Below are 12,481 nucleotides of genomic sequence, written 5' to 3'. Positions count from 1 at the left end.
TACAGGAACAGGGAACGGGCGAGCCGGTGCTTGAGGCTCCCGGTGGGATGGGTGGACTCGTCCTTCAGGTAGAGGTCGATGCCCCACCGCTCGGGCAGCGGGAAGCGCAGCAGGTGCGTGTCGGCCGACCGGTTGGCGTCGGCCTGGACCTTGCGGACGGCTTCTTTCAGCCAGGTTCGGTAGGCGGCGTCACTGCGGTCGACGTCGAGGGTGGCACCGGTGGTGGGCCGGGGGGTGGTGCTCACGGCGGGGCTCCTTACGCTGATCGCCGACGGCGCCTCGCGCGGGCCGGCAGATCGAGCATAGGCAGCTTTCAGACCGCTTCCCACCTGCATAAACGCTTCTTTGGGCGGCCCAAAGACGCCCTGGGGCACACGCGTGCGAGCCTCGGGGCGCACGGGCGCGCACGCTCCGGGCGGTTGTCGCACGGGCCCCGGGCGTACTGGTGCTCCACGCCGCACCGGGGCAGACTGCACGCGACGGGACCACCGTCCCGGACGGGGGCGCACAGGGAACCGAACGGGAACACCGTAAGGGGGCGGCGAGACATGGCTGAGCCGGAGTTCACGGCCACCGGCGTGCGCATCGGCAAGCGCCTGCGTTCGCTCACCCGGGCCGGACAGGTCCGGATCAGCGACGGCAGGCTGGAGTTGCTCACCAGCTACGGCAGCGAGATCGACAGCGCGCCGGTGCAGGCGGTGCGCGCCTCCAAGCCGTGGTTCGTACCGGACGACCGGGCGCTGGCCGACGTCAACGGCACGCGGTACCTGCTGACGCTGGGCGAGCACGACCCGGCGCCGGGACAGCCCGGACCGCCCGCCGCACGGCGGTTCGTCGAGGCGGTGCGCCGGGCGGCGGGACGCGACGGCTGAGCGGGCCGCGCGCCGGCGGGCAGCCCGCCGGTCACGCTACGCAGCGGTCGCTCGCGGCGAGTTGCGGGAGCGCACCCACTGCGTCACGCTGGTCTCACGTCACTCTGGGTTTACCGGCGACAACGCTGCGAACCAGCCCGCCGGCCACGACAGCAGGCGGCCGTTTGGACGCAAGCACCCTGCTGGATCCGTTGTTCTCCGTGTTCCTCCGGTTCCTCCGGACCTCACATCGGGGAGTCGCAGCCGTGATCAGTCACCCAAGCAGGCACTGCACGGTGGAGCTCCAAGCCCTGCCGTCGCGGATCGGCCAGGTCCGCAGAATCGTATCTGCGCAGTTGCGCTACTGGCATCTGGACCCCTTGATAGACCGGGCCGCGCTCGGTGTCACCGAGCTGCTGAGCAACGTGCACCGGCACGCCAGGCCCGACAAGTCGTGCACCGTCGAGCTGGAACTGCTGCCGGACCGGCTCACCGTCTCGGTCCGCGACCACGATCCGCGCCTTCCGGTACCCGCCGACAGCTCCGGCACCCCGGGCGCCGCGGACGCCACACCGCTGGCCACCTGCGGGCGCGGCCTGGCGATGGTGGCCGCGGTCAGCGAGAGCTGGGGCGCGCGACCGGACGGCGAGAACGGCAAGGTCGTCTGGTTCACCCTGCCGGCCACGGCGGCGCCGCGCAGCCGTCCGCAACGGCCGCCACGGAGCGCGGTACGCACGGCACCGGTGCCCGCCGGAGCGGGTGCCGGCGCCGGAAGCGCGGTTCCGGCGAGGGCCGTCGCGGCCGACAGCACCGCGATGCCCGCGCGAGCCGCGGTCGCGGCCGCCGCCGTGGCGGACAGGGGGGTTGCCGGCGGAACCGGCGCCGCCATGCCCGTGCCGGCCGCGCTCGGGGCCGGCGCCGGGACGGACAGCCGGGCCGCCGGCGACACCCGCGCCGCCGTGCCCGCGCGAGCCGCGGTCGCGGCCGGTGCCGTGGCGGACAGCGGGGCCGCCGGCGAGGCCGGCGGTGTGGTGCCTGCCGGTACGGCGGGGCCTGCCGGTACGGCGGGGCCCGTCGCGGGTGCGGCTCCGGTCGGCCGTAGGGCACCCGTGCCGGCGGTCGGCACCACCTCCGCACCCGCTGGACGGCCGGCCAAGGTGTCCGTGGGCACCACACCACCGGCCTCCGCTATGGGGGCGGCCCCCGTCGCGGCCGCGCCCGCGCCCCCTGCCGCACCCGCACCCTCACCCGCTGCCGCGCGACCGGCGTCCCCGGCCACCGGCACCCCGCCTGCCGCCAGGCCGGTCGTCCGCGGCTGACGGGACGACGGCCCGCCCGCGGGCGGCAACACGCGGGCGGACGGCGGCGGACACCCTGGACCCCTGGCAAGGGGCCCGGGGCGTTCTCGCGTTCTCGTCACCCTGCGTCCGAGGCGATCGGATGCCGCCCGGGACGGACGGGCGGCGCCAGGAGCCACCGGGCTGGCATTCTGTAACTACTGGTATGTACAGTGAGCCCATGAGCACCTCCGAACGACTCATCGAGTCCACCCGCGAGCTGCTGTGGGAACGCGGATACGTGGGCACCAGCCCCAAGGCGATCCTGGAGCGCGCCGGGGCCGGACAGGGCAGCATGTACCACCACTTCAAGGGCAAGCCCGATCTCGCTCTGGCGGCGATCCGGCGCACCGCCGGTGAACTGCGGGCCACCGCCGAGGCGTTGCTCGACGGGCCGGGCACCCCGTACGAGCGCATCGAGGCCTACCTGCTGCGCGAACGCGACGTCCTGCGGGGCTGCCCGGTGGGCCGGCTCACCATGGACCCGGACGTGATCGCGAACGACGAACTGCGCGCGCCGGTCGACGAGACGATCACCGCCATCCGCGAGCGCATCGCCGGACTTGTGGAAGAGGGCAAGAGGCAGGGGCAGTTCGCGCCCGCGCTGGACGGTGCCCAGATCGCCGCGGCCGTCCTCGCGACCGTGCAGGGCGGTTACGTCCTCGCCCGCGCGTCCGGATCGCCCGCGGCCTTCGACGCCGGGGTGCGCGGACTGCTCTCCCTGCTCGCCCCGCCCTCCGCCGGACAGGAGTCCTGAGTCCCATGCACGCCATGCAGTACGAGTTCACCCTGCCCGCCGACTACGACATGGGGATCGTCCGCTCGCGTGTCGCCCGGGTCGGCCATCTGCTGGACGACTGGGACGGCCTCGGCATCAAGACGTACGTAATGCGCGAGCGCGGGCGGGACGGCTCGCCGGTGAACCAGTACGGGCCGTTCTACCTCTGGAACACCGTGGAGGGCATGAACACGTTCCTGTGGGGCGGGGCCTTCCAGGGACCGGTCGACGACTTCGGGCGGCCCGCGGTCCGGCAGTGGACCGGTCTGGCGTTCGAGGAGGGCACGGCGGCCGGCTCCGCGCCGGTGCGCGCCGTCCGCCGCCGCCAACCGGTGCCTCAGGGAGTGGAGTTGGCGTCCTTCATGGCCGACGCGGCGGCCGGGGCCGGCCAGCTGGCGGCGCAGGACGGCGCGGTCCTCGCGGCGACCGCCGTGGACACCCGCGCCTGGGAGCTGGTGCACTTCTCCCTCTGGGCGCAGGACGCCCCGGGGGCCGAGGGGGACGTCTTCGAGGTGCTGCACCTGTCCGCACCCGGCCGGGACCGGCTCCCGCGTGGACGGCAGTGGTGACCCGCGTCCGTACGGTCCTCGGGGACGTACCGCCCGAGCAGCTGGGCGTGTGCGACGCGCACGACCATCTCTTCCTGCGCAGCCCGCAGTTGCCGGGACAGGAGCTGGACGACGTCCCGGCCGCACGGGCCGAGCTGGCGGCGTTCCGCGCGGCGGGGGGAGCCGCCGTCGTGCAGTGGACGCCGTACGGGATGGGCCGGCGCGCGGCGGACCTGCCGGCGCTGTCCCGGGACACCGGGGTGGGGATCGTCTGCGCCACCGGACTGCACCAAGCGGCGCACTACGACGCCGCGTCGCTCGGCCGGTTGCGGGGCGGGCGGCTCGCCGAGCTGTTCGTCTCGGAACTCACCGAGGGCATCGGTACGACCGGGGTCCGGGCCGGACTGATCAAGGTCGCCGGCGGTTTCCACGGGCTCGACGCGCACGCCCGCTGGACGATGGCGGCGGCGGCCGAGGCGCACCACGCCACCGGCGCGCCCGTCACCGTGCACCTGGAGCTGGGCACCGGCGCACTGGACGTACTGGACCTGCTGTGCGGCGAGTTGGGCGTGCCCGGCGAGCGGGTGGTCCTGGGGCACCTGAACCGCTCCCCCGACCCGGTGCTGCACCGGCAGGCCGCCGCGTCGGGCTGCTGGCTGGCCTTCGACGGGCCCTCCCGCGCCCACCACGGCACCGACTGGCGGATGCCGGAGGCGGTGCGCGCCCTGGCGGAGGCGGGCTTCGGTGACCGGCTCCTGCTCGGCGGAGACACGGTGGTGGCCGGCGCCCGGTCGGTCGACGGCGGGCCCGGGATGCCCCACCTGCTGCGCCGGGTGCGGCGGCGGCTGGCGGAGGCGGTCGGCGCGGAGCTGGTGGAGCGCATGCTGACCGAGCATCCCGGGCGGGCGTTCGGGGTCGACTGGAGGTGAGGGGCGACCGGGCGGGACGCCGCCGTGGCCCGATCCGGTGGATCCGTGTCCCTCCGGGCGGTGTCGCCGCCGGGCGTGATCCGGAGGATGGGAACCGACGACCGACCGATCACTGTCCGGAGGGACGGGAGCACATGACCCTGGAGATGCGCGAGCGCTGTGAGCGCTGCGAGACCGCACTGCCGGCGGACGGCCCGGCCCGCATCTGCTCGTACGAGTGCAGCTTCTGCGAGCCGTGCGCGGCGGCCCTGGACCGGGTCTGCCCGAACTGCGGGGGCGAGCTGGTGCCGCGACCGCGCCGCGTACCGGCCGGGGAACGCGGCGCGTCCGGGGTGTGAGATCCGCCTGACGCGATCGCGCTAGGCGGCCCAGGCCAGCGCTGCCAGCGGGTCGTCCAGTACGGGCTGCCAGGCCAGTTCGGCGGCGCCGACCAGGCTGTCGTGGTCCAGGGTGCACCCCAGGATGGGGACGCCACCGCTCTGGCCCCACAGGCTGCGGTCGGCGACCACCGCGCGCAGCCGGGCCGGGTCCGCGTCCAGCAGCGTGCGGTGCAGGCCGCCGAGGATGATGCGGTCGGGGTTGAGGATGTTGACCAGGCCGGCCAGGCCGAGGCCGAGGCGGTCGATGAGGGCCTCGGCGGCCGTGCGGACGGCCGGGTCGTCGTACTGGGTGCGCAGCAGGTCGTTGGCCTGCTGGAGCAGCGAGACCTCGGGGCCGGGGGCGCGGCCCGCCTCCACGAGCAGCGCCAGCGGGTCCGCCTCGACGTCCAGGCAGCCTCGGCTGCCGCAGTGGCAGGGGCGGCCCTCGGGGTTGACGGTGAGGTGGCCGACCTCCAGCGCGAGCCCCGAACTGCCGGTGTGCAGACGGCCGTCCAGGACGAGCGCGCCACCGACACCCCGGTGCCCGGTCGCCACGCACAGCAGGTCCCGGGCGCCCCGGCCGGCGCCGTGCCGGTGTTCGGCGAGCGCGGCGAGGTTGACGTCGTTGCCCGCGAACGCGGGTCCGTCGATGCCGGCGGCGCGCACGCAGTCGGCGAAGATCTCGCGGACGGGTGCGCCGACCGGCCAGGCCAGGTGCAGGGGGTTGAGGGCCAGTCCGGCGGGTTCGGCGACGGCGGACGGCACGGCGAGTCCGGCGCCGACGCAGCGGCGGCCGGTGGTGCGCAGCAGTTCGGCGCCCGCCTCGACCACGGAGCCGAGCACCTTCGCCGGGTCGGCCTCGACGGTCTCGCAGCCGGGCGCGGTGGCCACGATCCGCCCGCCCAGGCCGACCAGCGCGGCCCGGAAGCCGTCGGCGTGGATCTGCGCGGCGAGGGCGACGGGCCCGTCCTCGGCGACCTGCAGCCGGTGCGAGGGGCGCCCCTGGGAGCCGGCCGCCGCGCCGGGCCGGGCGTCCACCCGGATCAGGCCCAGCGCCTCCAGCTCGGCGGCCACCGCGCCGGCCGTCGCCCGGGTGACGCCGAGTTCGGCGGTGAGCACGGCACGGGTCGGTGCCCGTCCGGTGTGCACCAGCTCCAGCGCGGGCCCGAGCGCACCGCGCCCCCGGTCCAGCCGAGCCCGTGAGGTGGTCCTCTCCCCCGCTGTCCGGGGATCCGCCTTGCCGCTCATGATGGGGAGTCTCCCATGATCCGCACCCGGTGCCGCCCGTGCCGTCCGTTACAGGCCGCTGACGCGCAGGGTGATGTTCAGCCGGCCGGCGAGGCCCAGCCCGGCCGGCCCGGTGCCCGGGCGGACGCGGGGCACGCCGTGGTAGGCGGACCGGGACGGGCCGCCGAAGACGAACAGGTCGCCGCTGCGCAGCTCCACGTCGGTGTACGGCCGGCCGCGTGTCGCGGTGTTGCCGAAGCGGAAGACGCAGGTGTCGCCGAGGCTGAGGGAGACCACCGGCGCGTCCGCCCGCTCGTCGCCGTCGCGGTGCATGCCCATGCGGGCGTCGCCGTCGTAGAAGTTGATCAGCGCGATGTCGTACGGCGCGGCCGGTACGGCGTCCGGGCCGAGCGCGTCGCTCACCGCGCGGCGGCCCAGCACGCCGAGCCAGTCCGGGAAGGGCTTGACCGGGCTGCCGTCGCCGTCGACGACGGTCCGGGCGTAGGCATACGGGTACCAGTGCCAGCCCAGGCAGACCTGCCGGGCGGTCATGGTGCCGCCGCCCGGGGTGCGGACCGTGCGCAGCCCGGCGGGCGGCCGTGCCCAGTCCCGGCAGGCGGTGAGCAGGGCGCGCTGCCGGTCGCCGTCCAGCCAGTCCGGGACGTGCACGGCGCCCGGAGCGACCTGGGCGCGCTCCCGTCCGAACAGCTCCTCCTCCATGCCCCCATCCTCCCCCACCGCCTCTGATCTGCGGCTCGGCTAGCCTGGACGCACGATGAGCGACCGTATGACGACACCGTGGGGCGAGGTCGGGCTGACCCGTTTCCCCGAGGACCCGCGCGACCGGCTGCGCGCCTGGGACGCCTCCGACGCGTACCTGCTGCGCCACCTGGCCGAGGAGGAGGTGCCGCTCACGGGCACGGTCGTGGTGGTCGGGGACCGCTGGGGCGCGCTGGTCACCGCGCTGGCGGAGCACCGGCCGGTGCAGATCACCGACTCCTTCCTCGGCCAGGAGGCGACCCGGGCGAACCTGGCGCGCGCCGGCGTGGAGCCGGGTGCGGTGCGGCTGCTCACCACGCAGGACCCGCCCCCGGAGCGGGTGGACGTGCTGCTGGTGCGGGTGCCGAAGAGCCTGGCGCTGCTGGAGGACCAGTTGCTGCGGCTGGCGCCCGCCGTGCACGCGGACACGGTGGTGGTCGGCACCGGCATGGTGAAGGAGATCCACACCTCGACGCTCCGGTTGTTCGAGCGGATCCTCGGGCCGACCCGGACCTCGCTGGCCCGGCAGAAGGCGCGGCTGATCCTCTGCACCCCCGACACGGCGCTGGAGCGGCCCGCGAACCCGTGGCCGTACAGCTACGTGCTGCCGGACGGCGTGGGCGCGGTGTCGGGGCGCACGGTGGTCAACCACGCGGGGGTGTTCTGCGCCGAGCGGCTGGACATCGGCACCCGTTTCCTCCTGCGGCACCTGCCGGCCCCCGGCGCCGGGCGCGTGGTGGACCTGGGCTGCGGCAACGGCGTGGTCGGTACGGCGGTGGCGCTGGCCGATCCGGCGGCGGAGGTGCTGTTCGTGGACGAGTCGTTCCAGGCGGTGGCCTCGGCGGAGGCGACCTACAAGGCGAACGGGGTGCCGGGGCACGCCGAGTTCCGGGTCGGGGACGGGCTGGCCGGGGTGGCGCCCGGCAGTGTGGACCTGGTCCTGAACAATCCGCCGTTCCACTCCCACCAGGCGACCACGGACGCCACGGCGTGGCGGATGTTCACCGGGGCGAAGCGGGCGCTGCGGCCGGGGGGCGAGCTGTGGGTGATCGGCAACCGTCACCTCGGCTACCACGTGACACTGCGTCGGTTGTTCGGCAACAGCGAACTGGTGGCGTCCGACCCGAAGTTCGTGGTGCTCAGGGCGGTCAGGCGGGGCTGATCAGCCTCCCGTCCGGGACAGCACCCCGATGATCCGCCGTACCTCGCGGGCCATCGCCTCCCGCCCCGCACCGAGGTACTGGCGCGAGTCGACGGCCTCGGGACGGGCGGTGAGGAATTCCCTGATGGCGCCGGTCATGGCCGCGTTGAGCGCCGTGCCGACGTTGACCTTGGTGATGCCGCCGCCGACGGCCGCGACGAGACCGTCGTCCGGTACCCCGGAGGAGCCGTGCAGGACGAGCGGCACGGACAGCGCGGCGGACAGCCGCTTGAGCAGGCCGAGGTCGAGCACGGCGGTGCGGGTGGTCATGGCGTGCGCACTGCCGACGGCGACGGCCAGGGCGTCGACGCCGGTGCCGGCCACGAAGTCCCGCGCCCGGGTCGGGTCGGTGCGGGCGCCGGGCGCGTGCGCGTCGAGCGGGGGCCGGCCGTCCTTGCCGCCGATCTCCCCCAGCTCGGCCTCGATCCAGAGCCCTCGGGCGTGGGCCCAGTCGGCGGCGGCGCGGGTCGCGGCGAGGTTGCCGGCGTACGGCAGGCGGGCCGCGTCGTACATCACGGAGCTGAACCCGGCGTCGGGTGCTCGGCGCAGCAGGTCGTCGCTCTGCACGTGGTCCAGGTGCAACGCGACGGGTACGCAGGCCCGTTCGGCGGCGGCGACGGCGGCGCGGGCCAGCGGCAGCAGTCGCCCGTAGCGGTAGGTGACGGCGTTCTCGCTGACTTGGAGGACCACGGGGGAACCGGCGGTCTCGGCGCCGGCGACGACGGCTTCGATGTGTTCCAGGGTGATGACGTTGAACGCGGCGACGGCGCGGCGGGCGGCGGCGGCCCGGGTGATCAGGTCGCCGGTGGACGCGAGCGGCACGTGAGGTGTCCTTCCGGGGCGGGCCGGCGGTTCAGGGGGCGAGGATCACCGAGCGGGTGAGGTGGCGCGGGCGGTCGGGGTCGAGGCCGCGGGCCGCGGCGACGGCGACCGCGAGCCGCTGTATCCGCACGAGTTCGGCGAGCGGGTCGAGGGCGCCCTGGAGCCAGCGTCCGCCGGTGGCGCGGACCTGTTCGGCGAGCCCGTCGGGTGCGGTGCCGAGCATCCAGGTGGCCGTGCCCGTGGTGGTGACGCTGATCGGGCCGTGCCGGTACTCCATCGCCGGGTAGGCCTCGGTCCAGGACAGGGAGGCCTCGCGCATCTTCAGCCCGGCCTCCTGGGCCAGGCCGACGGTCCAGCCGCGTCCGAGGAAGGTGAACTGCGCGCAGTCCACCAGCCCTTCGGGCAGGGGGGTGGCGAGGGCGGTGCGGGCGTCGGCCACGACGGTGTCGCTGTGCAGTCCGAGGTGGGCGCGCAGCAGAGTGAGCGCGGTGGTCGCGAACCGGGTCTGGACGACGGAGCGTTCGTCGGCGAAGTCCAGGACGACGAGGTCGTCGGAGGCCGGCCCGACCGGGGTGCGGGGGTCGGCGGTGACGGCGGTGGTGCGGGTCCGGCCGCTCAGCCGGTCCAGCAGTTGCAGCACTTCGGTGGTGGTGCCGGAGCGGGTGAGGGCGAGGACCCGGTCGTACGACCGCCCGTACGGGAACTCGGAGGCGGCGAACGCGTCGGTCTCGCCCTGCCCGGCGCCCTCGCGCAGGGCGGCCACCGCCTGGGCCATGAAGTACGAGGTCCCGCACCCGACGACGGCGACCCGCTCCCCCGGTTCCGGCAGCGCGCCCCGGTACCGCCCCGCCTGGTCGGCCGCCCGCGTCCAGCACTCGGGCTGGCTGTTCAGCTCGTTCTCGACATGGGTCATGACCCACACCCTCCCCTGCTGATTGTTCCTGCAAGATATAGCGATCTTTCGAGCACCATCAAGCATTCGTGCGCGGAATCGGGTGCGCTAGGGTCGCCGGAGATCGAGGAAACGGCCGGAAACGGACCGGCCGGGGACGGACGGCCGGAGAACGACCGGGGAACGGAGGGCCACGCGATGTCCCGGGACGCCCGCTGGAAGGCGCTGCTGGAACTGCTCGTCGAGCGCGGCCGGCTGGAGGTCGAGGAGGCCGCGGCCGAGCTGTCGGTGTCGGCGGCCACGATCCGCCGCGACTTCGACCGGCTCGCCGAGCAGCAGATGCTGGTCCGCACCCGGGGCGGCGCGGTGGTGCACGGGGTGTCGTACGAACTCCCGCTGCGCTACAAGACGGCCCGGCACGCCTCGGAGAAGCAGCGCATCGCCAAGGCGGTCGCCGAACTCGTCGCGCCGGGCGAGGCGGTGGGGCTGACCGGCGGTACGACCACCACGGAGGTGGCCCGCGCGCTGGCGGTGCGCGGGGACCTCGGCACCGGCTCACCGGCCCTGACCGTCGTCACGAACGCGCTGAACATCGCCAACGAGCTCGCCGTGCGCCCCCAGTTCAAGATCGTGGTGACGGGCGGGGTGGCGCGTGCGCAGTCGTACGAGCTGATCGGCCCGCTGGCGGACGGGGTGCTGAGCCGGATCACGCTCGACGTGGCCGTGCTCGGCGTCGTCGGCTTCGACGTCACCCACGGGGCGGCGGCGCACGACGAGGCGGAGGCCGCGGTCAACCGGCTGCTGTGCGAGCGCGCCGAGCGGGTGGTGGTGGCCGCCGACTCCAGCAAGCTGGGCCGGCGGGCGTTCGCCCGGATCTGCGGGGCGGAGCTGGTGGACACGCTGGTGACGGACGCGGCGGCGGATCCGGAGGCGGTACGGCGGTTCGAGGAGGCGGGCGTGCGGGTGCTGACCGTGTGACCGGGGCCGGCCGACGGCTCAGAAGCGCCCCAGGTCCGCCTTGACGAACCCCGCGCCCCGCTGGTCGTTGCAGCCCGTCACCGCCCGGTCCGCCGGGTCGGGCCAGCTCTGCTGGGCCTGCAGCGCCACGCTCACCAGCGTCAGCAACAGGTCGACGTCGCTCGCGGCGTCCAGGCGCAGGGTCACCCAGGGGGAGCCGGGCACGATCCTGATCGCGCCGGAGTCCCTGAGGTCCTTGGCGAACCGCCGGACGGCCCGGTCGGTGAGCCGCAGGTCCACATCCCGCTCGGAGTGGAAGTGGACGACCTCGCCCTGGACCGAACTCACCGCCCGTCCCAGGCCGCAGCTCGGGACGGCCCGTCTCAGGTCCGGCCAGGTCGCCAGTTGCGCGAACGCGCGCGAGGCCAACGTCATGGGCCCATCATGGCGCGCTCACCCGTCCGCAACCAGCTCGTGAGCAAGCATTAACCGACCTGTATCCGCCCCTGCTTCAACGGTCCGCACAGGAATGCACCCGTCGAACACCGGTGGCGCGGACACGACGGCCCGGGCCACTTCCACCGCCTCCCGCGGCCACCTCCCACGAGCACCCCTGGCCCGCCGTCGCCCGCTGCCTGCTCCCGGCCATCCCCTACGCCCCCCTGCCCGAACCCGGCCACCCCTACGGCTCCCCTTGCCCGCCCCCCGGCGACACCCCTAGGCTGAGTTTGTGCCGCAAATATACAAAACCCGTTCGCACAGTGTCGTGCCGGGTACCGGACTCACCTCGCTGCGGGCGGCGATCACCGCCTTCTTCGCACTGGACGGCTTCCTCTTCGCGGGATGGGTCGTCCGGATCCCCGACATCAAGCAGCAGACGCACGCCTCCGCCGGCGCCCTGGGGCTCGCCCTGCTCGGGGTCTCCGCGGGAGCCGTGCTCACCATGACGCTGACCGGCCGGCTGTGCCGCCGCTACGGCAGCCACCCGGTGACCGTGGTCTGCATGACCGTGCTCGCACTGAGCGTGGCGCTGCCGCCGTTGACGCACTCGGCGCCGGTCCTGGCGGCCGTGCTGTTGCTGTTCGGCGCGGCCTACGGCGGGGTGAACGTGGCCTTCAACAGCGCCGCCGTCGACCTGGTCGCCGCCCTGCGCCGGCCGGTCATGCCCAGCTTCCACGCCGCGTTCAGCCTGGGCGGCATGGTCGGCGCCGGCCTCGGCGGACTGGTCGCCGGCGCGCTGTCGCCGGCCCGGCACCTGCTGGCGCTCACCGTGCTCGGGCTGCTCGTCACGGCGGTCGCCGGGCGCACCCTGCTGCGTCACGAACCGCCGGTACCGCCGAAGCGGACACCCGCGGCACCGGCCACGGACGGCGGGCCGGGCGGACGCGGGGTGGTCGTCGTGCTCGGACTCGTCGCGCTGTGCACGGCCTACGGCGAGGGCGCGATGGCCGACTGGGGTGCGCTCCACCTCCAGCAGGACCTCGCGGCCTCGGCCGGCACCGCGGCCGCGGGGTACGCCTGTTTCGCGCTCGCCATGACCGTCGGCCGGCTGACGGGAACGGCCGTGCTGGGCCACCTCGGCCGGGCCCGTACCGTGATCGCCGGCGGCACCGTCGCCGCGGCCGGCATGCTGCTCGGCGCGCTGGCGCCCTCCGCGTGGGCCGCACTGGCCGGTTTCGCGGTGACCGGGCTCGGACTGGCCAACCTCTTCCCGGTCGCCGTCGAGCGCGCCGGCGCGCTGGCCGGCCCGTCCGGCGTCGCCGTCGCCTCCACCCTGGGCTACGGAGGCATGCTGCTCGGGCCGCCCGCCATCGGCTTCAT

13 protein-coding genes and 2 pseudogenes are annotated in these 12,481 nt (G+C 74.9%); 9 read left to right on the top strand and 6 right to left on the bottom strand.

Annotated elements, in window-relative coordinates:
- Positions 1-245: pseudogene (locus IE312_RS38450) on the bottom strand (PLP-dependent cysteine synthase family protein); the annotation flags it as partial.
- A gap of 303 nt (positions 246-548) precedes the next feature.
- On the opposite strand from IE312_RS38450, the gene IE312_RS01590 reads away from it, so the two are divergent.
- From IE312_RS01590 to IE312_RS01565, 6 genes and pseudogenes are all read left to right on the top strand, one after another.
- Entirely contained in the window at positions 549-872 is a 324-nt protein-coding gene (locus IE312_RS01590; protein WP_189977545.1) for a hypothetical protein, read from the top strand.
- A gap of 245 nt (positions 873-1,117) precedes the next feature.
- Positions 1,118-1,693, top strand: a pseudogene (locus tag IE312_RS01585) (ATP-binding protein); the annotation flags it as partial.
- A 676-nt stretch (positions 1,694-2,369) separates the two neighbouring features.
- On the top strand, positions 2,370-2,945 hold the full coding sequence (locus IE312_RS01580) for a TetR/AcrR family transcriptional regulator (RefSeq protein WP_229898856.1): 576 nt from the start codon (positions 2,370-2,372) through the stop codon (positions 2,943-2,945).
- 5 nt (positions 2,946-2,950) lie between these two features.
- Positions 2,951-3,535 (top strand): DUF4865 family protein, encoded by a 585-nt coding sequence (locus tag IE312_RS01575; RefSeq protein ID WP_189977540.1) that lies wholly within the window; start codon positions 2,951-2,953, stop codon positions 3,533-3,535.
- On the top strand, positions 3,532-4,443 hold the full coding sequence (locus tag IE312_RS01570; RefSeq protein WP_189977538.1) for a phosphotriesterase family protein: 912 nt from the start codon (positions 3,532-3,534) through the stop codon (positions 4,441-4,443). Before IE312_RS01575 ends, IE312_RS01570 begins: the two co-directional genes overlap by 4 nt.
- A 134-nt stretch (positions 4,444-4,577) precedes the next feature.
- Positions 4,578-4,781, top strand: a complete 204-nt coding sequence (locus tag IE312_RS01565; RefSeq protein ID WP_189977537.1) for a DUF1272 domain-containing protein — start codon at positions 4,578-4,580, stop codon at positions 4,779-4,781.
- A gap of 21 nt (positions 4,782-4,802) precedes the next feature.
- On the opposite strand, the gene IE312_RS01560 is transcribed toward IE312_RS01565, so the two are convergent.
- Positions 4,803-6,050, bottom strand: a complete 1,248-nt coding sequence (locus IE312_RS01560) for an ROK family protein (protein ID WP_189977536.1) — start codon at positions 6,048-6,050, stop codon at positions 4,803-4,805.
- A gap of 48 nt (positions 6,051-6,098) precedes the next feature.
- Positions 6,099-6,749 (bottom strand): alpha-ketoglutarate-dependent dioxygenase AlkB family protein, encoded by a 651-nt coding sequence (locus tag IE312_RS01555; protein ID WP_189977535.1) that lies wholly within the window; start codon positions 6,747-6,749, stop codon positions 6,099-6,101.
- Between the two features lie 67 nt (positions 6,750-6,816).
- On the opposite strand from IE312_RS01555, the gene IE312_RS01550 reads away from it, so the two are divergent.
- Entirely contained in the window at positions 6,817-7,950 is a 1,134-nt protein-coding gene (locus tag IE312_RS01550; protein ID WP_189978213.1) for a methyltransferase, read from the top strand.
- On the opposite strand, the gene IE312_RS01545 is transcribed toward IE312_RS01550, so the two are convergent.
- Positions 7,951-8,811, bottom strand: a complete 861-nt coding sequence (locus IE312_RS01545; RefSeq protein WP_189977534.1) for a class II fructose-bisphosphate aldolase — start codon at positions 8,809-8,811, stop codon at positions 7,951-7,953.
- Positions 8,812-8,842: 31 nt separating this feature from the next.
- Complete coding sequence (locus IE312_RS01540) at positions 8,843-9,724, bottom strand: SIS domain-containing protein (protein WP_189977532.1); 882 nt, start codon at positions 9,722-9,724, stop codon at positions 8,843-8,845.
- A 177-nt stretch (positions 9,725-9,901) separates the two neighbouring features.
- On the opposite strand from IE312_RS01540, the gene IE312_RS01535 reads away from it, so the two are divergent.
- On the top strand, positions 9,902-10,681 hold the full coding sequence (locus IE312_RS01535) for a DeoR/GlpR family DNA-binding transcription regulator (protein ID WP_189977530.1): 780 nt from the start codon (positions 9,902-9,904) through the stop codon (positions 10,679-10,681).
- An 18-nt stretch (positions 10,682-10,699) separates the two neighbouring features.
- On the opposite strand, the gene IE312_RS01530 is transcribed toward IE312_RS01535, so the two are convergent.
- The gene (locus tag IE312_RS01530) at positions 10,700-11,095 is read right to left on the bottom strand and encodes a luciferase domain-containing protein (protein WP_189977528.1); all 396 of its coding nucleotides are present in this window, start codon (positions 11,093-11,095) and stop codon (positions 10,700-10,702) included.
- 331 nt (positions 11,096-11,426) lie between these two features.
- Here IE312_RS01530 and IE312_RS01525 point away from each other — a divergent pair.
- Positions 11,427-12,481: MFS transporter (locus tag IE312_RS01525; RefSeq protein WP_229898854.1), on the top strand; the 1,055-nt coding region annotated here is incomplete at its 3' end.

Origin of the sequence: Streptomyces capoamus (assembly GCF_014654935.1) — a bacterium.
In the GTDB taxonomy this organism is placed as follows: domain Bacteria; phylum Actinomycetota; class Actinomycetes; order Streptomycetales; family Streptomycetaceae; genus Streptomyces; species Streptomyces capoamus.
Note: the sequence above shows the minus strand (reverse complement) of the source record. Positions and strands in the feature narration are given on the sequence as shown.

Coding starts and splice junctions, on each gene's coding strand:
- IE312_RS01590 (WP_189977545.1), top strand. CDS start 549: ATGGCTGAGCCGGAGTTCACGGCCACCGGCGTGCGCATCGGCAAGCGC.
- IE312_RS01580 (WP_229898856.1), top strand. CDS start 2,370: ATGAGCACCTCCGAACGACTCATCGAGTCCACCCGCGAGCTGCTGTGG.
- IE312_RS01575 (WP_189977540.1), top strand. CDS start 2,951: ATGCACGCCATGCAGTACGAGTTCACCCTGCCCGCCGACTACGACATG.
- IE312_RS01565 (WP_189977537.1), top strand. CDS start 4,578: ATGACCCTGGAGATGCGCGAGCGCTGTGAGCGCTGCGAGACCGCACTG.
- IE312_RS01560 (WP_189977536.1), bottom strand. CDS start 6,050: ATGAGCGGCAAGGCGGATCCCCGGACAGCGGGGGAGAGGACCACCTCA.
- IE312_RS01555 (WP_189977535.1), bottom strand. CDS start 6,749: ATGGAGGAGGAGCTGTTCGGACGGGAGCGCGCCCAGGTCGCTCCGGGC.
- IE312_RS01550 (WP_189978213.1), top strand. CDS start 6,817: ATGACGACACCGTGGGGCGAGGTCGGGCTGACCCGTTTCCCCGAGGAC.
- IE312_RS01540 (WP_189977532.1), bottom strand. CDS start 9,724: ATGACCCATGTCGAGAACGAGCTGAACAGCCAGCCCGAGTGCTGGACG.
- IE312_RS01535 (WP_189977530.1), top strand. CDS start 9,902: ATGTCCCGGGACGCCCGCTGGAAGGCGCTGCTGGAACTGCTCGTCGAG.
- IE312_RS01530 (WP_189977528.1), bottom strand. CDS start 11,095: ATGACGTTGGCCTCGCGCGCGTTCGCGCAACTGGCGACCTGGCCGGAC.